A 22,533-nucleotide genomic window follows, 5' to 3' on the forward strand; every position below is an offset into this window, starting at 1 on the left:
CAAAGGGCGGCGCGTATAAGCGGGCCGCCCTTTGTCATTTCCTCATAGGACAATCAGGGAATGACATACACATGGAAGAAAGGGGGCGAATATCCATGCAAAATCAAATTCATTTATCGGAACTCGCGGGCGTTGATATAACGACAGTCAACAAAGAGGACTTAGTTGACGTGTCCGGGCTGGCCTTCGATAACACGGTTCCGAGAGAACAGCGGGCGGCGCAGGTGCTCCGCAAGGTAAAAAATCCGTACTGCTTTCGGGTGGGCGATATGGGCGTAAAACTGGAATTTCTGGATAACGCCCCGCCCCTCCAAGATTGTTTTTCCGACTTCCTTCAACGTAAAAAAAGCGGCCTGTAACAAATGTTCAGGCCGCTTGTGTCGGCCTACGGACAAGGTTTGCAAAGGCTCGACAACATTGTTCACGCCACCTATAAATGGTATAATATAGGTGTAAAGTGATAAGGGAAGGAGGTTCACATGGCGCGAAAGAGCCGTGTTATCACTGAAACTCAAAAGCAGGAAAGCGCAAAAGCATTTGAATGGAAAATCGGTATTTATATCAGACTTTCCAAAGAAGATTTAAGAAATAACGATGAATCCGAAAGTGTAACCAACCAGAGAAAAATCAATCTGGAATTTGTAGAAGAAAAGTTCTGCAACGAAAAGTATATCATTTATGATATTTATGTAGACGATGGACGCTCTGGAACGACGGAGGACACACGCCCTGATTTTCAAAGGTTATCGAAAGATATTCGTGAGGGTAATGTTAATTGCGTTATTTGTAAAACTCTCGCCCGGGCCTTTCGTAATTATGCCGACCAGGGGAAATTTCTGGAACAATACCTCCCCACATATGGTTGCCGCTTTATCGCATTTGGCAACCCTTATGTTGATACTTTCGCCAATCCAGACTGTATGCAGAACATGGAAATTCCTATAAACGGCCTGATGAATGACCGTTATGCGGCAAGAACATCCGAAGATGTGCGAAGAACCTTTCGGACAAAACGCAATAAGGGGGAGTTTATCGGTGCATTTGCTCCATACGGATATTTGAAAAATCCTGAAAACAAAAGTGCATTTATTATTGACGAAGAAGCCTCGGAAGTTGTGAAGGAGATATTTGAAAAATATCTGGACGGTATGAGTAAACTCTCCATTGTACGATACTTAAATGACCATGGTATTCCCTGCCCAACAATATACAAGCAAAAACGGTTGGGGCTGAAATACCAAAATCCCCATAGTGATCCAGCAAAAAATCCACTTTGGAGTGAAAAGACAGTAGGAGCGATACTTAAAAATCAAATGTATTGCGGGGATATGGTACAAGGGCGTTCTCGTATTAAGAGCTACAAAGTTCATATACAAGAGCAGGTTCCAGAGGAAGAATGGACGATTGTAAAGGAAAAACATCAACCAATTATTGACTGGGAAACTTTTGATAAAATTCAACGGTTATTGCAGAAAGACACTCGTACCTCTCCCCAAAATGACACCTTATATCTGTTCAGCGGTTTCTTACGATGTGCAGATTGTCAAAAAGCTATGATAAGAAGTGAGGTAAAAGGGAACGTATATTATTATTGCTCTACCTATAAAAGACGTTCAAAAAAGGCCTGTACGAAACATTCCATTAAACATGAACGTTTAGAAGCGGCTGTCCTGTTTGCCATTCAGCAATATGTATATCTGGCAATCGACTACACAAAGACCATAGAGCAAATTAACAGAGCCCCGATTATGAAAAGTCAGGATAAGAAGTTATCAGAGGCCATCTCCCAAAAGGAACGGGAACTTGCCAAGGTAGTTCGATATAAGCAGGCCATTTATCAAGACTGGAAAGATAATGAGATTAGTCAATCCGATTATCGCCGTATGCGAGAAGATTATGAGGAACAGGAAAAAGAAATAAATGCCGTAATTAAAAAATTACAAGACGAGAGGGCCGAACAGGAAAACGGCGTAGACATTGAAAATCCGTTTCTGGTAGCGTTCCGCAAGTATGAGAATATCACCACTCTAACCAGGGAAATTTTGATTGAACTGGTTGACAATATCATTGTTCATGAGGGCGGTAACATTAGCATTATCCTTCGGTTTGCTGATGAACTCCGCCGGGTGCAGGATTTTATTGAAGTCAACACCCATTCAGAAGCGGTTTGAAATGACCGCATTTTAATTGATAGTTGGTTTTCTTATTATCCTCGGCTCCACCGGACCAACCGGAGCCACGGGAACAGCGGGAGCCGCTGGAGCAACGGGCCCAACAGGTCCAACCGGAGCAACAGGAACAGCGGGAGCTGCGGGAGCAACGGGCCCAACAGGTCCTACTGGAGCGACCGGAACAGCCGGCTCTGATGGAGCAACTGGGCCGACAGGTCCAACCGGAGCGACGGGAACAGCGGGAGCTGCGGGAGCAACGGGCCCAACAGGTCCTACGGGAGCGACGGGAACAGCGGGAGCTGCGGGAGCAACCGGCCCGACAGGTCCTACGGGAGCAACTGGCCCGACAGGTCCAACCGGAGCAACAGGAACAGCCGGAGCCGCGGGAGCAACCGGAGCCACAGGTCCAACCGGGGCGACGGGAACAGCCGGAGCTGACGGAGCAACCGGGCCCACAGGTCCAACCGGAGCAACGGGAGCCGCGGGAGCAACCGGGCCTACAGGTCCAACCGGAGCGACGGGAACAGCCGGAGCCGCGGGAGCAACCGGAGCGACAGGCCCAACCGGAGCAACCGGGCCAACTGGAGCAACAGGCCCAACCGGAGCCACAGGTCCAACCGGACCGACTGGAGCTAACGGAACAGCAGGAGCTACAGGAGCCACGGGAGCAACCGGAGCAGCCGGAGCCACGGGAGCTACAGGAGCAACCGGAACGTCGGTGACCAGCAACAGTATGAATGCCACTAACACGACGGGAGCTACCATTGCAGTAATTCTGGGTGGTACGGATGTGCCGCTGCCGAACGTACAGGTACTGGATGGATTTACTGTGAATGCGGCCAATACGACATTTACCGTACCGGCCACAGGAACCTATATGGTTGCCTACAGAGTTTCCACAACGGCGGCTTTACTGATGTCTTCCCGTGTACTGCTCAACGGAGCAGCTCTGGCAGGTTCCACCTTTGCCCCGATTGTCTCGGTCAACGCGTTTGCCGCAACAACGTTTGCCGCGCTTACAGCAGGCGATACACTGGAACTTCAGCTCTTCGGTCTGCTGGGAGCAGCAGTCCTTCAGGGAGGCAACGGAGCTACACTTACCGTGATAAGGCTTGTTTAAACAGAGTACGGAAGGTATGGAAATGTACCGGAACCGGAGAAATGAAACGAACCAATTGGATAATCATTACCGAACGGTAATTTAAGAAAAAAGGAGCAGTCCGCTTTCAGAAAAGGCCAACGGGCCTGAACGCAGGAAGCGGGCTGCTTTTATAGCAGATGACAGAACGTAATTTTCAAACGCGTTCTAATCGGTCACTTCAAAAATATCCTGAATTGTACAGCCGAACACTTTTGCAATATTCCATGCCAATACAAGAGAGGGATTGTATTTTCCTTTTTCAAGATTTCCGATGGTTTCCCTGCGGACACCCACTAATTTTGCTAAATCCTCTTGTTTCATGTCATATTTGGCCCGGTATTCTTTAATTCTATTCTTTATCATTTCCTGCCACCCAACTTTCCCTGAACCTGAAATACCCAATGGAAAAGCCATGTACGGCGACAGAAACGCCCCATCCCGAGGCAAACCCGGTTAAGAGCGCAGTGTTACCTTCCTGTCCGCCGACAAAGAAGCAAATTAAAGTGATAATGGCTGTGGTTATCATACCGCAGTAATAGGCTGCGGATGCAGACCGGTTCATATATTCTTCCACCATTTCATCCGATTTGATAAAAAAGTACTGAAAGTCCACAACAAAGGCGAAAAAGGCCAAAAAACCTCTGTTTTCAGTAAAGACTCCAATCAACCCCAACAGCGAAAGCAGCCCTGTGAATCCGCATAAACTACGCTTGAATTTCATATTTTTCTCCTTTTTATGTGGTGTATTTGTAACTTTGTGATAGAAATATACCACATTGAGGGAGATACGTCAAGATACAAGATCAAGATACAACTTCAAGATACAACTTCAAGATACAAAAATATCAGGCAAAAATATCAGGTAAAAACAGCCGCATGCTCGCAGCAGTCTATATCCATGCATCAATACGGTCCGGCAAGCCCCCGCGTCTAACTCTTTCATGTCAAAAGCAGCCCCCGAGTTTATTGTTTTTTATCATCTCTTTCATTTTTCTTTGCTTTTTTCTGCACACGCACTTTTGTTTTCTCCGATATCCTCTTTTATAAGGAGGAGTCAAAATGGACATTCAGACATTAACACGTTTTTTTCTACAATACGGAGCTATATTTATTTTCCTGATCGTACTGCTTGAGTACCTGAACCTTCCGGGATTCCCGGCCGGGGTGATTATGCCTCTGGCGGGCATCTGGGCGGCTAAGGGGAATATCAGTTTTCTGGCAGCCATGGTGATTACGGTCAGCGCCGGGTTATTGGGCAGCTGGATCTTATATTTTTTGGGAAGAATCGGCGGTGCTCTCTTTTTACCATGGTATGTGAAGCGCTTCCCAAAGCAGGAACCTCTTATTCAAAAGAATCTTGAACTGCTTCGGAAAAAAGGAGCGGCGGGGGTGTTTATCAGCAAACTGATTCCTATGATACGCACAGTGATATCAATTCCGGCCGGAATGATTAAAATGGACTTTCTCTCATACAGCATCAGCTCCGCAGGCGGAATTTTTATTTGGAATTTTGTGCTGGTAGGCGCTGGATACTGGATGGGGGATGCGGCCTTGAATCTGTTTACATAGCGGGCGGAGAAATGAAAATTAGACGCAGGAGGATGAATTGATGAGAATTGCAATGTTTACTAATAATTATAAGCCGTTCATCGCAGGAGTGCCGATATCGATTGAGAGATTGTCGGAGGGGCTGAGAAATGCCGGACACGAAGTATATATTTTTGCTCCCGACTATGGAAACTGCGGGGAAGAAACGTATGTAATCCGGTACAAAACGCTGTATAAAAAGGATGAAACCGGGATTGTGGTGGGCAACTGTTTCGACGGCAGGATAGAGAAGGAGTTCGCCAGACTCAGGTTCGATGTAATCCATGTTCATCATCCCCTGCTGTCCGGACATGCTGCCCTCTACCTTGGTAAAAAATATGGCATTCCGGTGGCATATACGTACCACACCAGATATGAGGAGTATCTGCACTACTTTAAGCCGTTCCAGGCGTGCGGTCCGGCACACCGTCAGGGCGGAGAGCCAAAGTTCGGCAGCGAGGCTCTGGTGCGTCAGTATATAAAATCCTTTGCCAACTCCTGTGACCTGATATTTGCGCCCACAAAGATGATGCGGGACTGCCTGGAGAGCTACGGTACGGACACCGGAATCGGGATTCTGCCGACGGGCCTGGAGGACAGTTCCTTTCTTGAGGATCCTGAGGCCGCCAATGCAATCAGGACGCGGTATAAGGGAGATAAAAAATATTTGTTCAGCACAATAGCCAGGCTGGAAAAAGAGAAGAACCTGGATTTTCTGCTGGAGGGAGCGGCGGCCTTGAAACGGCGGATTGGAGACTGTTTCCGCATCATGGTGATCGGGGAGGGCAGCGAGCGCGGACATCTGCAGGAACTGGCCGGCCGTCTGGGAATTGGTGATAATATCATTTTTACGGGAAAGGTTGAAAACCGGAGAATCAAAGACTACCAGTTTGCCAGCGATCTGTTCCTTTTTGCCTCCAAATCGGAGACGCAGGGAATTGTCCTTCTGGAGGCTATGGCGGCGGGAACGCCGGTGATCGCGGTTAGGGCCAGCGGTGTGTCGGATATTGTGGAAAACGGCTGCAACGGATATATGACCGGGGAAAATGCGGAGCAGTGGGCCGAAGCCGCAGGACAGGCCCTCTCCGGACGGGAGCATTACCTGGCGCTTTGCAGAAATTCGGTAAAAACCGCATCCGGCTACCGTTCCGCGGAGATTGCAGCCACGGCGGAAGCGTATTATTATCAGATGATGGATCGCGACAGAAAGAAAAGAAGTTCGGAAGCGCTGATGCAGTTCCTTTTTTATCTGAACCCGCGCAACCTGTTTAAAGAAAATAAAAATATGGTTTGAATGACAGACAGCCGCTCTCATGATTTTCCCGAAACGGCACATACTATCGGAAAACAAGATCCGTGATGTGCCAGTGGCCGGAAAGGGAAAAATATGAAATTTGATGCAGTATACTATGAACCGGACAGCCTGAATTATGTTTTGGGGAAGGAACTGAAGGAAAAATACGGTGATTTGCCATGGCTGCCCATTGCCAGCCATAATTCCATCAAAGAAATGCAGGAAAAGCCGAACTCGGAATTTGGAAAAATGAAGAGAAACCTGATAGTCGGGATACGAAAAACCCACAAGTATACGGAAAACCATAAGGTGTCGGACTATCTGGTACCTTACACATCGTCGGGCTGCACGGCGATGTGCCTGTACTGCTATCTGGTGTGCAATTATAATAAATGCGCCTATCTCCGCCTGTTTGTGAACCGTGAGCAGATGCTGGACCGCCTGATTAAGAAGGGACGGGAGAGCAGCAGCCCCGCCGTATTTGAAATCGGCAGCAACAGCGACCTGGTGCTGGAAAATATCATAACCGGAAACCTGCTCTATACAATCCCCAGATTTGCCGAGGAGGGGACGGGAAAACTCACATTCCCGACCAAGTTCGATATGGTGGACCCGCTGCTGCCTCTGGAACACAGGGGGAAAATCATCTTCCGCATGAGTGTGAATCCACAGGAACTCATCAAACGCATTGAACTCGGCACCTCGGGTCTGGCGCAGAGAATCGGGGCGGTCAATAAGATGTGCGAGGCGGGATATCCCTGCGGGCTCTTAATTGCGCCGGTGATTTTGACGGAGGGATGGAAAGAAATGTATACGGGCCTTCTCGAAGAACTGGAAGAGGGACTGACCGCGAAGATGAAGAAGCAGATGTTTCTGGAAATCATTCTGATGACCTATTCCTATGTGCACCGGGCAATCAACAGTGAGGCGTTTCCTGCCGCGCCCGACTTATATGACGGCGAACTGATGACGGGAAGGGGCAGAGGCAGATACTGTTACCGGGAGGATTCCAGAAAAGAGGCCGAAGAATTCCTGCGGTCCGAGGTGAAACGAATCATGGGTGACGTCAAAATACTTTATATCAGTTAGAAAGAACGCAGAAAAGCTCACGGACTTTTCTGCGTTCTTGTCATGGTACCCCGAAAACAAGAGGCTTATCAAGGTTAAAACACACTCCGGGCCGAAATAATTTTAACGCGGGTTTAACACCTGGATCTGGTATCTAAATGGACAGGTGACATAAAATATGATACAATTATTTTAAGTTAGCGGACGATAACATAAGCGCCGCCTGTAACCGTTAACCGGATACTTTTTCAGGAGGTATTCTTATATGAAAGGGAGGTTATTTGAATAAGAAATTAAAAGAAAAGATACAGGAATCACTGACGACAGTTCTTCCAATCACGGCCGTGGTATTGCTGCTGAGCATATTTTTGCTGCCGATTGACGTGGGAACTGTAGCCCTGTTTTTAACGGGAGCATTTTTTCTGATAGTAGGCATGGGTTTCTTCCAGCTCGGAGCGGAAATTACCATGATGCCTCTGGGGGAAGGAGTAGGACAGCACCTGGTGAAAACGAAGAATTTAGTAATAACAATTGTGGTCTGCTTTGTTGTTGGAGTCATTATCACGGTGGCGGAGCCGGATCTTCAGGTTCTGTCCAATCAGGTTCTATCCATCCCTAATGCAGTTCTAGTCTGGACCGTAGCGTTCGGCGTCGGTATTTTTACCATTGCTGCGGTTCTCAGAATCTTACTGAATATCAGTCTTTTGAAAATTCTGATAGTTTTATACCCTGTGCTCTTCCTTGTCTCGTTTCTGGTGCCGGCGGATTTTACGGCGATCGCCTTTGATTCGGGCGGAGTGACCACGGGTCCTATGACGGTTCCCTTTATTATGGCTCTCGGTATCGGTTTTTCCTCCGCCAGGTGCGATAAAAACAGCGACAGCGACAGCTTTGGTCTTGTTGCCCTGTGCAGCATCGGGCCGATTCTGATGGTGCTTCTTTTGAGCCTCTTTTTCCATCCCGGGGACGCGTCATATGACATGGCCGAAATCGTGGAGCTTTTCACGATGCAGGATGTGGTTCATCAGTTCATTATTGCCCTGCCCGCGCAGTTAAGGGAAGTATCGGTTATCATTTTCCCCATACTGCTTGTTTTTGTTATCTTTCAGCTTTGTACGAAACAGTACAGAAGAAAACAGATTTTGCGTCTGCTGGTGGGACTTCTGTATACGTTAATTGGAACAACCCTGTTTCTCACGGGCGTCAATACCGGTTTTGCGCCGGTTGGGACCCTGCTGGGAGCGGAACTGGCCGGAAGTCCGTTTAAGTGGATGCTGGTTCCCGTCGGGGCGCTGGTCGGATTCTATATTGTAAAGGCAGAGCCTGCGGTACAGGTCCTGAATAACCAGGTCGAAGACATTACAAACGGTACGGTATCCAGAAACTCGATGAACCGCTGCCTTTCAATCGGCGTTTCGGTTGCGGTGGCCCTGGCCATGGTCAGGATTCTGACCGGCGTCAACATATACTGGATCCTGATTCCTGGTTACATACTTGCCCTCTGCATGGCAAAACGAGTTGAACCCATTTTTGTGGGGATTGCCTTTGACTCCGGCGGCGTTGCCAGCGGCCCGATGACATCCACGTTCCTGCTTCCGATGGCGATCGGCGCATGTGTGGGCGTCGGAGGCAATATCACGACGGATGCATTCGGCGTGGTGGCGCTTGTCGCGCTGGCTCCGATTATTGCAATCCAGGCCACCGGCCTGGTATACGCATACAAAGCAAAACGGCTGCCGGTTACGGCTGTCTCTGAAGAAACAGATTATGAGTTCGTCGATCTGGAGGAGGAATAGAAAATGGAAGGGCACAGCGACAGTTTGTTATTGAGAATGCTTGTGATTATCACCGATAAGCCCGTAGAAAAGAAGGTAGTAAAGATACTGGACGACTTCCAGGTGAAGGTCAGATACCAGTTCCGGGGAAAAGGCACGGCAAGTTCGGAGTTTTTGGAAATCTGCGGGCTCAGTGAATCCGGCCGTATCATAACGGCGGGCCTGGTACTGAAAAGCAGTGTGCACGGCGTATTTGAGGCATTGGAAGAGAAATTGAAGATCAGGGAGAGAGGACGAGGTATTGCGTTCACGGTCCCGGTAAGCGGTCTTCAGAACTATCTTCTGAAACAGTTGGAGGAGGAGCAGCTTGAGATTGCATCAGGGGATGCAAAGAGGAAGGAGGAGGATATGAAAGAGGAGCTGAGGGAAGAAATGTCATATGTGATGATACTTGCGGCCTGCAACCAGGGATACAGCGGAGAGGTAATGGAGGCAGCCAGGGGCGCAGGAGCCACCGGAGGCACGATTCTGAAAAGCAGAAGACAGGGTCTGGAAGAACCTGTCAAATTCATGGAAGTCTCCATCCAGGAGGAGCAGGAGGTCATAAGCATTGTTGTTCCTAAAAGTATCAAGAAGGAAGTGATGAAAGAAATCAGTGAGAAGTGCGGATGTCAGACTCCGGCAAGAGGAATGATTTTATCCCTGCCGGTGGATGAGATCATCGGTTTATCATAAATTCCGTTATACGGAAAAAACGGAAAAAAATAAAAGAATATTGAGCAAGAGAGGATTCTGTAAGAAATGTCTTATAGAGTCCCCTCTTTTATAGTCTGCCTATTTAGTCTGTCTATTTAGTCTGCCTATTTAGTCTGTCTATTTAGTTTGCCTGTTCAGCCTGTCCGGCCGCTCAATCTTTTTTTCCATTCAACCCATCATTTCAAAAGGTTAGCAATCGCGGGAATCCTGTCTTTAATTACCAGATTCGTCGTATTGAAACAGAAATCATAGTTTGCTTTATCGCCCCATACCTGGCTGGTATAAAAGCCGTAATACCGGGAACGGTTTTTATCCACCTTCTGGATGTGCTGTTTCAGCTCTTTATCGGACAGGGATTCCTGCGGCTCGGCTTTTTCGCGGCAGCGCTTCATCTTGCTTTCCATGCCGGCATATACGAATATGCGGATTGGATTTTGTTCCTGCAGGATGTAGTCGGCGCAGCGGCCTACGATGACGCAGTCCGATTTAGCGGCCATTTCCCTGATAATGCGGCTCTGTTCCTGGAAGATGGTGCAGTTCTGCTCCAGGATAATATTTTCCCTGGGGTAGAAGCTCCGGCCGATGGTGATGGGAAACATGGTGGCAGGGCGCTGTTCCACAACCTGGCTGATGTACGTCTCCGACAGGGCCGTGCGTTTTGCAATTTCCGCAACGATCTCTTTGTCGTAATAGGCAATCCCGAGCTCCTCGGCAAGGCGGCGTCCCAGTTCACGTCCGCCGCTTCCAAATTCACGGCCAACCGTTATAATTTTATTCATTGTCAATCCTCCCTGATAGTTTTTTCGTGTAGCTGCCGATAAGGGCGACGACGGCCACAGCTACGACAGCTTCCGTGATCGGCATGGCAAACCAAAGAGAATTGGCTCCCGCCATCAGCGGCAGTGTGTAAATCAAGATTCCGCTTATAATAAGCCCCCTGGAGACCGATACAAAGAAAGAGGCTCCCGGTTTCATCAGTGACTGGAAATAGTAGGTGGAAAAAATGTTCAGCGGAAGCAGCAGGAAGGAAATTCCGTAGCTTCTCATAATAAACGGCGCAATGCGGTAAATCTCATCGGTCGGTGCCATGAAAATCCGGATAAACCCGTTGGGAAAGGCAAATATCAGGAGTGTCCAGATGACGCTGAAGAAACATACGGAATAGAGCGCGTATTTCAGCGTGTCTTTAATGCGGTTCCACTTCCCTGCGCCGAAGTTGATGGAAAAAATCGGCTGTGACGCCTGCCCTACACTGTATGCGCAGCACTGTACAATTGTGCTGATGTTGACAATGACACCGTAGACGGACAGGGAATCGGCTCCCAGATACTTCATAATCTGACGGTTAAACAGCATGGTCAGGATCCCCATGGCAATATCGATGAAAAAGGTGGAAAAACCAGTCACGATGATTTGCCTGAATTTTATCATAAACTGAACCGGTTTGTCTATTTTAAGCGTGTTTCTTTTTGAAAAGAAATGGGTGAGCATAACGGCAAACGTGATCAGCGCCCCGGCGGCCGTAGCCAGGCCGGCTCCCATAATTCCCATGTCCAGCATAAAAACAAAGAAGTAATCCCCGAACACATTGAAGATTCCTCCCGACAGCACCGCAGCCGTAGCCAGGCCGGGATTGTTGTCGTTTCGCAGAAATGCCGCCAGCATCTGGTTAAACAGAAAGACCGGAACAATAAATTTAACCGGCAGAAGATACTGTTTGGCCAGTGGGAGAAGCGTCTCCTCCGCCCCGAACAGAAGCAGCATCTGTGTGTCGAAAAGTACGATGACAAACCAGCAGGCCAGTCCAAGCAGTAAGGTGGAGATCAGGGACGTTGTGAAATACTGGTTTTCTTTTCCCCTGTCCCCGCTGCCCCTGGCGGCGCTGAAAAGCACGGAACCGCCGATTCCCGTCAGCAGCCCGAGACTGTAGATGATGTTCCAGACCGGCGCAACCACGGCCAGCGCCGCGGTGCCGCCGGGCCCCTGGTACTGGCCGACCATGGCCATATCCACAAGGCCGTAGATAGAGCTTATCAGGGCGCTGCCGAACGCGGCGCTCAGATACTTAAAGTAGATGTTTTTTACATTTCCCTGTAACAAATTCATGTCGTGTTGTCCTCCTTTTACAGAACCAGGAACGTAATTTCCTATGAATCAACAACGAAAAGCACGCTTCGCGAACTTTTCATTGCCACTCAAAAAAAGCCGGACAGGATAACAGGCTTCTCAGCCTGTCACCTTATCCAGCTCATCATTTCCAAACGAATGACTCACCCTCCGAGTGAACAGTGGTTAGTATACTAAATGAAATCCTGAAAGTCAAGTATTTTTCTGCGTCATATACACTCCCTTTCGGCCGGGGCGGGAAACGTGGTAAAAACATGAAAACAGGGAGGAAACAGCTCCCTGAAAGAGCGTTTTCCTCCCTGTCATAAATCGTCTGAAGGAGTCCACGGCAGCCGCCGTAAATCCTTCATCGTGTCCGTGTTATATCTTAAGAACCGTAATTATCTGCGGCCGGTAAGAGCCGACGTATAAGGCAGATTTCTGGCATCGCTGATGCCGAGCTGTCCTGCAATTCTTGAGAGAAGGAGTTTGCACTCCGCCTCGGAAAGAAGGTTTAAGTCTTTCTGGGACCGGGAAGCCGGTGCTGATGTAACGGAATTGTCTCTTTTCATAGGAATTCTCCTTTCATACCATGTGTTGTGGGGGTGAACAGTAACCTTTTAATTCCCCGTCCTGATTTCTTGACAAATCAGGTATTGCAATATTATTATGGGGGATGAGGAATCAAAAGTGTTATTTATGTTGAAAATAATATAACACGATTGAATCATGATGCCTATTCCCGGTTCTGTCATAAAGATATAAGTAATTTGCAATACGAGAAACGGTAGATCTTATGCCTGAAACAGTGCCATGATGCGGAAAAACGTTTTAAAATCAATCTTTTTCAGTCTGGGAGGAAAGAAAATGTATACGAAAAATCCGGAATATTTTTTAACGGTCGCCAGGGAGGGAAGTATTTCCAGGGCGGCGGAAAAGCTGTACCTGTCACAGCCATATCTGAGCCAGTGCATCGGGAGGCTGGAACAGGAGCTTCAGATGAAGCTGTTTGACCGGAGCCACACTCCCCTTGTCCTGACGGAGGCGGGGAGGCTCTATCTCAGTTATCTGGAAAGCGTGGGGACGCTCACCGGCAAGTTTGAATCGCAGGTGGAGGGCTTGAGAACGGGCAGCAGGCAGACCCTGAACGTGGGGATGACGCCGTGGCGCGGTTCCGTACTGCTCCCGGATATCCTTCCGGCCTTTGCCGCTTCACATCCCGAGGTGAGGATTGTGCTGCATGAGAACCATTCGAATATCTTGTCGGGGCTTTTGGAGGAAGATAAGCTGGATTTTGCTTTGATGAATATTCCGAATAAGATGGGCGGCTTTGTCTATCAGGCCGTTTTTTATGAGAAGATGTTTCTGGTGGCCAATAAAGCCCATCCGGCGGTGCGGGATAAAAAGACTTCCCATTCCCATCCCGCATATATCGATATGCAGGAGCTGCGGGGAGAGCGCTTTATCCTTCTGCCGAATGAGCAGGTAATGGGACAGGCGATGGAAAACCTGTTTGTGAGAATGAATATGCAGAATGCCGATATTCTTTATACGACCAGCAGTACAACGGCGGTCAATCTGGTCAGCGAAGGATTCGGCATCACCTTTCTGCCGGAGGGCGGCATCCGCCATGTGCCCCACCTGGACCGTCTGGCGCTCTTCACCGTGGATGATCCGCCGTTCTGCGTGCCGTTACTGATTCTTTATAAAAAGAACGCGTTCCTGACGCCCCAGGCAGAGGACTTTATCAAAATGACGAAAGCATTTTATGCGGGACTGTAGGGGAAGTTTCCGGAGGGGCCTACCTACCTCCCGCAACATTAGCGGGATACCATTTGGCAAACCAGGCCGTGAAGACGCCTAAGAGCGCCGTAATTACCCATACGCAGATTTCAAAGGCAGGAAGTCCCGACGCGCTCCTGTATGTGACAAAGAGTGAGGCCAGGCCCCACAGCAGATAGGCGATACTCCACATGACGGTCAGAATCCGGTTCGTCTTTATAAAGAGGGGATTATTCCAGGCCTTTTCCCCGCCGTAATCCCTGCAGGAATAGTAAGCGGTGACGGGTACCTCTAAAAATGAGGACACCAGCCAGAGGACTCCGATTGCCAGGGAGGGAAGAGCGGCCTGCCACGGCGCTCCGCCGCCGGTCATCATCAAAAGTCCGATCGCTGTGGCGGTAAAAGCGCCGATTCGTTCATAGGGAGTGGGGAGCCAGTGAAAATGCAGGAGCATCACAAGGCTGCCTGCCAGGATTCCAGCCGCTCCTCCTGAAACGGGATCAAAGGGCGTTAAAATCCACATTGCCAGGTAGGGGAGCAGAAGGAGTATCATATTCGAGCTTTTCTGCGGCCTGCCGCCGGATTCGGGAGGTTTCCCGGAACCGAAGAGCTCATCCATTCTTGTCATGACGCTGAAATCGCCCAGAACCTTGTAGAGATGGTTCATCAGCGCTTCGGCTCCGTCGATTTCTCCCTTTGAAATCTTCAGCCATGTTTCAAAGGATGTTTCAATCCTTGTGGTATAAGGGGAGAAATCTTCTGTTTTCACGGTGCATTTTTCCTTTCCCAGCAGAAGCTGGTACGCTTTACCAAGATCCGTGAAATACATTTCCAGGATTATCTCTTTTGTATGGCCGTCCGGGTGATAAAGCGCCGCCATCTGCCGGAGGAACGGGTAGGAACGGTCACCCGCCGTTCCATCTTCTTTGAAGTTCCCGTCATCGGCCATATTCATTTCCCAGTCTGCATTTGCCATTTCCACAAAAACATCGGGCGGATACAGAAGCTCTTCCAGTTTATTCTGCGTTTCCTGCGTAAAAACTCCGTATGACGAATATTCCCTTCCCGCTTTTTTGACATGGGACAGGTACTCATCGATGCGCGCAGACAGCTCCGGGACACGGAACAGTTCCCCTTCCGGACAGAGAATTTTTGTAAGCCTGTCTCCGAACAGTATCTCAAACTGACGTATCAGGCCGTCGTAATTGCCTTTTGCCGAGTAAAAACCGCAGGTTGAGATTAAAAGATGGCGCTGGTGCGATAAATCATACCGGGAGGGATGGCGGTTCGTGCCGTCGCTTTCCACTTCAATCACAGGGAAAAAAAGAGGCAGCAGCCGGTCCATAAAGGCCTTGATTTGCGAAGGCATACCAAAGAAGTAGAGCGGAAAGCTCCATATGACCAGATCGGCGTTCACATACTGAGCGAGCAGTCCGGCCATACCGTCGTTGAGGACACACCGGCCGGGCGTTTTGGTCCAGCAGGCATAACAGCCGAGACAGCGGCCGATTTCTAAACTGCCGATATCCACCGTTTCGATCTTATGTCCGCCGCTCTCAACAGGTTCGCTGTCCCTAATTGATCCGTCATTCGCCGTCTGCCCGTTATCCCGGGCATTAAGTCCGTCCAGGAAGGCAGAGGTTATGCGGTAGGTGTTGCTTTTTCCGCCTTTCGGGCTGCCGTTTAATACGAGTATATTCATTGTAATTTCTCCAGAGTTTTGATGGCTTCTTCCGCAAATTCAAGGCAGGCTTTGATATGCAGTTCCCCAAAGCGGGCGGTAAGTCCCCAGTAAACGGGTTCCCGGTTTTGTGAAGTGAACTGTGAATAATGTTCGATACTGCCGCCCACTGTCTTAAGGGCATCCAGTTCCTCCAGGCATCTCACTTTATATTCCTTCAGCATTTCTATATTATCGCCGGAGTTTTTTTCACCCGAGAAAAAGAGTTTCATTAAAAACGTGCTGCGCGTCTGGAATTCGTTGTCCAGATTGTTCTCAGAAAGCCAGGCGTGCAGTTCTTTCCTTCCCGATTCGGTGAGGGAGTAGAGCTTTTTGTTCGGTTTATCGGTCTGGTAAACGATTTCCGATGTGAGCCAGCCGGACTGCTCCATTCCGTTCAGTTCACGGTAAATCTGGCTTGTCTGTGCCTTCCAGAACAGGAAAAGGGAATCCTTAAATGTTTTGTCAAGCTCGTATCCCGTCATGCTGCCGTAGCTCAGCAGACCCAGCAGTCCATGTTTTAATGACATACGAATACCTCCTGTTTATATTATACTTTTAGTATATTCTACAAGTATAATATAGTCAACCCGTATTTCAGCAGTTTTTTGTTACGATCCGTCTTTATTGAGAAAAGGAGTCAGTTGGATATCTTGACGGATGCTCCGTTCGGTTGTATTATAACGGTGTTATATAACACTATTACATTTGAGGAGATATCCGGATTATGATAGGAAACACAATTAAAAATACGGCCGATGCCATATTGAAGGCTGGAAAGAATGAATTTTTGACCTATGGGTATGAGAAGGCGTCCCTTCGGAGAATCGCTGCAGCGGCGTCCGTTACCACGGGTGCCATATACGGCTGTTTTTCGGGAAAAGAAGCTATCTTTGAGGCACTGACGGGAGAAGCGGCGCGGGAGCTGGTGGACCGGTATATCGAGGTTCACGAGGATTTTGCCTCGCTTACGCCGGAGGAGCAGGTGAGAGAACTTACAACCGTCACCGATGAATACGTGCCATGGCTGATCAATTATGTTTATGACCACTTTGACGCGTTTAAGCTTCTGCTGTGCTGCGGTGCGCCGGGAAGCGACGAGGTGTTTTTTGCCCGCCTGGCCAAAGTGGAGGAGCAGTCATGCCGTGATTTTGTCGCGGCGGTAAAGGAACTGGGCCGGGAAGTGCCGGAGTTGGATGATACGCTGATCCATATTGTCTGTCGCTCTTTTTTTCAGCAGCTTCAGGAGTTTGTGTCCCATGACGTGCCAAGGGAACGGGCGCTTTCCTGCGCGGTGATTCTGGGCCGTTTCCAGCATGCGGGATGGGCGGGGATTCTGAATCTTTAGAGGAGAGCGGGAAGGAGAGGAGTGCAGGAGTGGGAGAAAAAACAGTTATACCGGATGGTTAGTTAAAGCTAACTCACTTGCCGATGACGGTACGAAATGTCAAAGCAGTATGAAATCGTCAAAGCAGTACAATATCGTCGAAGCAGTATGAAATTATCTAAAAGGAGGAGAAATTAGTGGAAGACAGGTATGGAAATACGAAAAAGATCATGACGGAACTGCCCGGGACGGGCAAAATCTCACTGATGACGTTTGCCGGGAAACACCGGTATCTCACGGCTCTTGGCTGCGTGCTGTCCGGCATCAGCGCCGTGGTGGGACTGTTTCCCTACATCTGCATGTGGAATGTGATAAAGGAGACGGTGCTGGGCTGGGCATCGGGGCCGGACGGCGGAAGTCTCGTACGCTTTGGCTGGATGGCGGTCGGTTCCTCCCTTCTCAGCATGTTCCTGTATTTCAGCGCGCTGATGTGCACCCATATATCGGCATTCCGCACGGCCAGAAATCTGAAAACGGTGGCGCTCCATCATCTGTCGCGCCTGCCGATCGGTTACTTTAAACAGGCAGGCAGCGGAAAAATACGGAGAATCATCGACGATGGGGCGGGACTGACGGAAACGTACCTGGCGCATCAACTGCCCGATCTGGCGGGTGCTGTTGTAACGCCGGCAGCGGTGCTTGTGCTGCTTTTTGTTTTCGACTGGAGATTCGGCCTGATCAGCCTGATTCCGATGGCGGCCGGCGTACTCTTTTTAAGCCGCATGATGGGACCGGGAATGGCTAAAGCCATGAAGGAGTATCAGAATGCATTGGAAGATATGAACAATGAGGCGGTGGAATATGTGAGGGGAATCCCGGTGGTAAAGACATTCCAGCAGAGTATTTTCTCCTTTAAAAGTTTTCACGATTCTATCCTGCGCTATAAGAGCTGGGCGATGAACTATGCCGGTTCCCTGCGGATTCCGATGTGCTGCTATACCGTGAGCATCAACGGAGTATTTGCGGTTCTGATTCCGGCCGGACTTCTGCTGGCGGGAGATATTGTATCACAGGCCGCTTACACGACGGTGGCGCTGGACCTCACTTTTTATATTCTGTTCACGCCAATCTGTGTGTCGATGATGGATAAAATCATGTGGACCAGCGAGAACACCATGAAGGCCAACGATGCGCTGAGAAGGATTCTCGAAATTGTGAATGAAAAGCCTCTCCCGGAGCCGGAAAAGTCTGAGAAACCGGAAGATGCAGAGATTCGCTTCAGGGACGTTTCCTTTTCCTACCGCAAAGAAGCGCCCGGGGAAAATCCGGTTCCGGCTCTTTCCCATGTATCGCTTACCGTGCCGCAGGGGACGACGGCCGCCATTGTCGGCGCGTCCGGGAGTGGAAAGACGACGCTGGCAAGCCTGATTCCGAGATTTTTCGATGTGAACCAGGGCAGCATTTCCATCGGTGGTGTGGATGTGAGGAATATCGGGACGGAAGAGCTGATGAAGCAGATCAGCTTTGTTTTCCAGGACAGCCGTTTATTTAAGGACAGTCTGCTGAACAATATCCGTGCGGCCAGGCCGGACGCCTCAAAGAGTGAGGTGGAATACGCCATCTCCGCGGCCAGGTGTGAGGATATTATTGAGAAAATGCCGAATGGGCTTGATACGGTCGTCGGCACAAAGGGAGTTTATCTGTCGGGAGGAGAAGTCCAGAGGATTGCCCTGGCCAGGGCGATATTAAAGGATGCGCCCATTGTGCTTTTGGATGAGGCAACCGCATTTGCAGATCCCGATAATGAGTATCTGATCCAGCAGGCCTTTGAAAAGCTGGTGGAGGGAAAGACGGTGGTGATGATAGCCCACAGACTTTCTACCGTGTGCCGGGCCGATCAGATTTTTGTCATGGAGGAGGGGCGCATTGCCGAACAGGGCAGGCATGAGGAGTTACTTGCGGCGGACGGACTGTATGCATCGATGTGGAGAAATTACCAGATGTCGGTTGAATGGAAGGTAGGTGGAAAGGCATGAGCAGATATTTACAGAAAAAGTTTGCATTAAGTGAGCAGGGAGGGAAAAACCTGACCAAGGCCATATTTTCCTGTGCCCTCACCAATATAGGGCTGATGGTTCCGATGGGCCTTTTACTTATTTTTATGGAATGGCTTTTTGCACCGATGGTGAATCTTGCGGCCCCCGGTATGGGACTGGGAGGCTATATCGGTTTCAGCGCGGTTCTGCTGGCCGTTCTCTTTGTGTTTGAATATATCCAGTACAATGCCACGTTTATTTCCTCTTATGCGGAGAGCGCCAGCATGCGTATCCGAATGGCGGAACGTCTCAGGAAGCTCCCGCTGTCCTTCTTCGGGAAACGTGATCTGGCCGATTTGACGACCACAATTATGGCGGACTGCGCCTTTGTGGAGACTGCATTTTCCCATTTTATCCCGGAACTCATCGGAGCGCTTTTATCTACGGTCCTGATTGGAATCGGACTGCTTGCCGCGGACTGGCGCATGGCTCTTTCCGTACTCTGGGTGGCGCCGGTTTCCTTCCTGCTTGCAGCGGGAACGAGACCGATGGTGGATCGGATGGAGCGCCGTCAGAAGGAAAAGAAGCTGGCCGCCTCCGACGGAATCCAGGAGTGCATTGAGAATATCCAGGACATCAAGGCCAATAACCAGAGGGAAGAATATCTGGAGGGCTTGACCGGGAAGCTCCTGGATGTGGAGCATGACACAATCCGTCTGGAGCTGCTCAACGGCACCCTGGTGACGGCGTCTCAGATGTTTCTGAAGATTGGAATGGCGACGACGGTGCTTGCCGGGGCCTCCCTTCTGGTATCGGGCTCCATCGGATTTATGGTATTTCTTATGTTTATGCTGGCCGCGACGAGGCTGTATCTTCCTCTCAGCAGCTGCCTGCAGAATCTTTCCGCCGTATATTCCACTCTGCTTGTGGTGGAGAGGATGAAGGTGATAGAGGAACAGCCGATCCAGGGAGGCGGGGAGAATGCCCATTACCAGGGATATGATATTGTGTTTGACCATGTCGGATTTTCTTATGAGGGCGGGGAGACCGTTTTAAGAGACGTATCATTTACCGCCAGACAGGGTCAGGTGACGGCTCTCGTAGGGCCTTCCGGCGGAGGAAAGTCCACCAGCGCCAAGCTGGCGGCCAGATTCTGGGATATCGACAGGGGGAAAATTACGATTGGAGGCACCAATGTGAATGAGGTGGAGCCGGAAACTCTGCTTAAGAGCTTTTCCATCGTGTTCCAGGATGTGGTGCTGTTTAATAATACAATTATGGAAAATATCAGGCTGGGCAGAAAGGGAGCCGGTGACGAAGAAGTCATGGCGGCCGCCAGGGCGGCGCGGTGCGAGGAATTTATCCTGCGTCTGCCGGAGGGGTACCGGACCAGAATCGGGGAAAATGGTTCCACCCTGTCGGGAGGGGAGAGGCAGCGCCTTTCCATAGCAAGGGCGCTTCTGAAGGATGCCCCGATTATTCTGATGGATGAGGCGACGGCCTCCCTGGATGTGGAAAATGAGACACTGGTTCAGGAAGCTATCTCCAACTTGGTGAAAGATAAGACTGTTTTTATCATCGCTCACCGTATGAGGACCGTGGCGGGGGCGGATCACATCGTAGTCATTAGAGACGGCTGCGTTGCGGAGCAGGGGAGCCCGGAGGAGCTTATGAAGAGAGAGGGGATCTTCCACCATATGTCAATGCTTCAGGGCAAGAGCCTGAACTGGAGTTTGTAAGCCCCGAAAGAAGTTCCTCTTTCTACAGCAGGGCCTCAGACTTGGCTTATTGAGAGTAACAAAATGTCCGAAAAGAGTTAAAATTATACAATAAAGGTTCCGTTCATTGTTTGTTCCCGGCTTTTATGCTATACTTTGTCCATATATACATTAATATAGAACCAACGGTTCGGGATAGAGTTTTGGGAGGAATGGAAAGTGATTAAGTCTAAAAGAGGGTTGATTTTGGGATTCTTGGTTTTGGGGGCAGTTGCAGGGTGCATCGGCTGCGGAAATCGGAAGGCTCAAACGGATAACCACATTAAGATAAGCCTTTATGATTTTAAAATGTTGGGCGAATATACGGACTATGTGGAAGCGCAGGTGCCGGATGCAGAGATTGAATGGAGCGTGGGAAAGAACACATTGGATTTTTACACCTATCTGCAAAAACACGACGAACTGCCGGACATTATGACAACCAGGCGTTTTTCGGTGCTGGATGCACAGCCGCTGAAGGACAGTCTTTTGGATTTGAGCGAAACGGAGCTGGCTTCATCCTACCACAGTGTTTACTTAGATAAATACAGAAACGAGGATGGTACGGTGAACTGGCTGCCGGCTCCGGGAATTTTTGACAATCTGGTTGCAAACAAGGCTTTGTTTGAACAGTATCAGATTCCGCTGCCCACAGATTATGACAGCTTTGTAGAAGCCTGTCTGGCATTTGAAGCAAAAGGAATCCGTGGATTTGCCAGCGATTATGCTTACGACTATACCAGCATGGAGATTATTCAAGGGCTTTCCATCGAGGCGCTATCCTCGCTGGAGGGGAAAACATGGCGGCACGAATATGAGAACAGGATGACGGCAGGGCTGGACGACGTAGTGTGGCCGGAAGCCTTTGAGCGGATTCAGAATCTGATTGATAAAGGTGTCATAAGGGCGGATGAGGCAGACTGGGACTACTATAAGGTGCACGAGGAATTCATCAACAATCGTATCGCGGTAATCAGGGGAACCGGAGCCATTGCCTCAGAGGCCGTCAAATACGACAACATGGAAGTAGCGGCGCTGCCCTACTTTGGAAGCTCCAGCGAAGAAAACTGGGCGCTGACCTACCCGGTGTTCCAGATAGCGGTCAATCACAGCGCAGAGGAAGATGAGAACCGAAAAAAGCTGGTGATGGAAGTGTTGAATGCCATGTTAAACCGGGACGCACAGCTTATTTTAAATGAAAAGATTGGCGCGCAGATCTCCTACAACAAGGATATCACCCTTCCACTGCCGGAGGAAATGTCCCAGATGGAGCCGCTGATTAAAAAGAATCATATCTATATCAGAATCGCTTCCAATGACTTTTTTAAGACGTCGCTGGACGTTTTTTCCGGGATGGTGTTAGGAGAATATGATGCAGAGCAGGCATACCGGGTATTTGACGATAGCCTGAATAGCGCGGGGGCTGTGCCGGAGCAGACGGTGGTAACCTTTGAACAGAGTTATCCGTATGCGTGGGATTCCGAAAAAGGGAATGCGGCCGGTTCAAGTATTGCCAATACGGTCTGCAAAGCGTTGGGGGCAGACGTGTTTGTCATGCCGTTTTACAACGTTACCTGCGGAGTTTATGCCGATGGGCAGACCAAGGCGGAAATGGGGTATCCAGCGCAGGGACACTCGATTGTCATGGGGGCAGTTACGGGAAGCGAGTTGGAGAATTTATTGAAGCAGTTGGTTGCACAGACCGATGAGGCGTATCAGCTGCCGATCGTCAGTGGTATCACGATGGAAATCAAACAGACGGAAAACGGCTTTGAACTGACCGGCTTAAAGGTCAGAGGAACGGAACTGCCGCCGGATGATGTATTTAACTTTGCTTATTCCGATAAAGCCGGGAGAGATGTGACAAATGCGCTTCAATACGTCGGAGGAAGCGAAAAGTTCCCGGCAGTGGAAGGAAAGAATCTGCAGTCGGTCTGGACCGAATATCTTACAGAGGGGAATCAGCCTCTGGCGCCATCGGACTATCTCGTATTAAGCAAATAGGAGCGGAAT

At 49.6% G+C, this 22,533-nt stretch carries 20 protein-coding genes; 13 read left to right on the forward strand and 7 right to left on the reverse strand.

What is annotated here, in order from left to right:
* The first annotated feature begins 95 nt into the window (after positions 1 to 95).
* The 3 genes from QZT18_RS00510 (at position 96) to QZT18_RS00520 (ending at position 3,291) form a co-directional block, all read left to right on the forward strand.
* Complete coding sequence (locus tag QZT18_RS00510) at positions 96 to 359, forward strand: DUF6870 family protein (RefSeq protein ID WP_002585354.1); 264 nt, start codon at positions 96 to 98, stop codon at positions 357 to 359.
* A 120-nt stretch (positions 360 to 479) separates the two neighbouring features.
* Positions 480 to 2,171, forward strand: a complete 1,692-nt coding sequence (locus QZT18_RS00515) for a recombinase family protein (protein WP_294143521.1) — start codon at positions 480 to 482, stop codon at positions 2,169 to 2,171.
* Positions 2,172 to 2,187: 16 nt separating this feature from the next.
* Positions 2,188 to 3,291: a collagen-like protein gene (locus tag QZT18_RS00520; RefSeq protein WP_294143522.1), complete on the forward strand. Its 1,104-nt coding sequence runs from the start codon at positions 2,188 to 2,190 to the stop codon at positions 3,289 to 3,291.
* Between the two features lie 186 nt (positions 3,292 to 3,477).
* Here QZT18_RS00520 and QZT18_RS00525 read toward each other — a convergent pair whose 3' ends face one another.
* On the reverse strand, positions 3,478 to 3,675 hold the full coding sequence (locus tag QZT18_RS00525; protein WP_294143523.1) for a helix-turn-helix transcriptional regulator: 198 nt from the start codon (positions 3,673 to 3,675) through the stop codon (positions 3,478 to 3,480).
* Positions 3,662 to 4,033, reverse strand: coding sequence for a DUF3796 domain-containing protein (locus QZT18_RS00530; protein ID WP_294143524.1), 372 nt, complete (start codon positions 4,031 to 4,033; stop codon positions 3,662 to 3,664). The genes QZT18_RS00525 and QZT18_RS00530 overlap by 14 nt, the downstream gene beginning before the upstream one ends.
* Before the next feature lie 338 nt (positions 4,034 to 4,371).
* On the opposite strand from QZT18_RS00530, the gene QZT18_RS00535 reads away from it, so the two are divergent.
* The 5 genes from QZT18_RS00535 to QZT18_RS00555 all read left to right on the forward strand — a co-directional run bounded on the left by QZT18_RS00535 (position 4,372) and on the right by QZT18_RS00555 (position 9,771).
* Complete coding sequence (locus tag QZT18_RS00535; RefSeq protein ID WP_294143525.1) at positions 4,372 to 4,881, forward strand: DedA family protein; 510 nt, start codon at positions 4,372 to 4,374, stop codon at positions 4,879 to 4,881.
* A 40-nt stretch (positions 4,882 to 4,921) separates the two neighbouring features.
* Positions 4,922 to 6,193 (forward strand): glycosyltransferase, encoded by a 1,272-nt coding sequence (locus tag QZT18_RS00540; protein ID WP_294143526.1) that lies wholly within the window; start codon positions 4,922 to 4,924, stop codon positions 6,191 to 6,193.
* 93 nt (positions 6,194 to 6,286) lie between these two features.
* Complete coding sequence (locus QZT18_RS00545) at positions 6,287 to 7,282, forward strand: spore photoproduct lyase family protein (protein WP_294143527.1); 996 nt, start codon at positions 6,287 to 6,289, stop codon at positions 7,280 to 7,282.
* A gap of 260 nt (positions 7,283 to 7,542) precedes the next feature.
* The gene (locus tag QZT18_RS00550) at positions 7,543 to 9,057 is read left to right on the forward strand and encodes a DUF1538 domain-containing protein (protein WP_294143528.1); all 1,515 of its coding nucleotides are present in this window, start codon (positions 7,543 to 7,545) and stop codon (positions 9,055 to 9,057) included.
* 3 nt (positions 9,058 to 9,060) lie between these two features.
* Entirely contained in the window at positions 9,061 to 9,771 is a 711-nt protein-coding gene (locus tag QZT18_RS00555) for a hypothetical protein (protein ID WP_294143529.1), read from the forward strand.
* Positions 9,772 to 9,968: 197 nt separating this feature from the next.
* On the opposite strand, the gene QZT18_RS00560 is transcribed toward QZT18_RS00555, so the two are convergent.
* From QZT18_RS00560 to QZT18_RS00570, 3 genes are all read right to left on the reverse strand, one after another.
* Positions 9,969 to 10,571 (reverse strand): AAA family ATPase, encoded by a 603-nt coding sequence (locus tag QZT18_RS00560; RefSeq protein ID WP_294143530.1) that lies wholly within the window; start codon positions 10,569 to 10,571, stop codon positions 9,969 to 9,971.
* The gene (locus QZT18_RS00565; RefSeq protein WP_294143531.1) at positions 10,564 to 11,898 is read right to left on the reverse strand and encodes an MATE family efflux transporter; all 1,335 of its coding nucleotides are present in this window, start codon (positions 11,896 to 11,898) and stop codon (positions 10,564 to 10,566) included. The genes QZT18_RS00560 and QZT18_RS00565 overlap by 8 nt, the downstream gene beginning before the upstream one ends.
* A gap of 401 nt (positions 11,899 to 12,299) precedes the next feature.
* Positions 12,300 to 12,470: a hypothetical protein gene (locus QZT18_RS00570; protein ID WP_164516842.1), complete on the reverse strand. Its 171-nt coding sequence runs from the start codon at positions 12,468 to 12,470 to the stop codon at positions 12,300 to 12,302.
* A 295-nt stretch (positions 12,471 to 12,765) separates the two neighbouring features.
* Between QZT18_RS00570 and QZT18_RS00575 the strand changes: the two genes are divergently transcribed.
* Positions 12,766 to 13,680, forward strand: coding sequence for a LysR family transcriptional regulator (locus QZT18_RS00575; RefSeq protein WP_294143532.1), 915 nt, complete (start codon positions 12,766 to 12,768; stop codon positions 13,678 to 13,680).
* A 19-nt stretch (positions 13,681 to 13,699) separates the two neighbouring features.
* On the opposite strand, the gene QZT18_RS00580 is transcribed toward QZT18_RS00575, so the two are convergent.
* The gene (locus tag QZT18_RS00580) at positions 13,700 to 15,382 is read right to left on the reverse strand and encodes an NAD(P)H-dependent oxidoreductase (protein WP_294143533.1); all 1,683 of its coding nucleotides are present in this window, start codon (positions 15,380 to 15,382) and stop codon (positions 13,700 to 13,702) included.
* Entirely contained in the window at positions 15,379 to 15,930 is a 552-nt protein-coding gene (locus QZT18_RS00585) for a PadR family transcriptional regulator (RefSeq protein ID WP_294143534.1), read from the reverse strand. Before QZT18_RS00585 ends, QZT18_RS00580 begins: the two co-directional genes overlap by 4 nt.
* Before the next feature lie 197 nt (positions 15,931 to 16,127).
* On the opposite strand from QZT18_RS00585, the gene QZT18_RS00590 reads away from it, so the two are divergent.
* The 4 genes from QZT18_RS00590 (at position 16,128) to QZT18_RS00605 (ending at position 22,524) form a co-directional block, all read left to right on the forward strand.
* On the forward strand, positions 16,128 to 16,748 hold the full coding sequence (locus tag QZT18_RS00590; RefSeq protein WP_294143535.1) for a TetR/AcrR family transcriptional regulator: 621 nt from the start codon (positions 16,128 to 16,130) through the stop codon (positions 16,746 to 16,748).
* A 209-nt stretch (positions 16,749 to 16,957) separates the two neighbouring features.
* A complete protein-coding gene (locus tag QZT18_RS00595; RefSeq protein ID WP_294143574.1) occupies positions 16,958 to 18,763 on the forward strand; it encodes an ABC transporter ATP-binding protein in 1,806 nt (601 codons plus the stop codon).
* A complete protein-coding gene (locus tag QZT18_RS00600) occupies positions 18,760 to 20,502 on the forward strand; it encodes an ABC transporter ATP-binding protein (protein WP_294143536.1) in 1,743 nt (580 codons plus the stop codon). Before QZT18_RS00595 ends, QZT18_RS00600 begins: the two co-directional genes overlap by 4 nt.
* Positions 20,503 to 20,700: 198 nt before the next feature.
* Positions 20,701 to 22,524, forward strand: coding sequence for an extracellular solute-binding protein (locus tag QZT18_RS00605; RefSeq protein WP_294143537.1), 1,824 nt, complete (start codon positions 20,701 to 20,703; stop codon positions 22,522 to 22,524).
* The last annotated feature ends 9 nt before the right edge of the window (positions 22,525 to 22,533 follow it).

The sequence above is a fragment of the uncultured Clostridium sp. genome (assembly GCF_900547735.1).
Lineage (GTDB): Bacteria > Bacillota > Clostridia > Lachnospirales > Lachnospiraceae > Otoolea.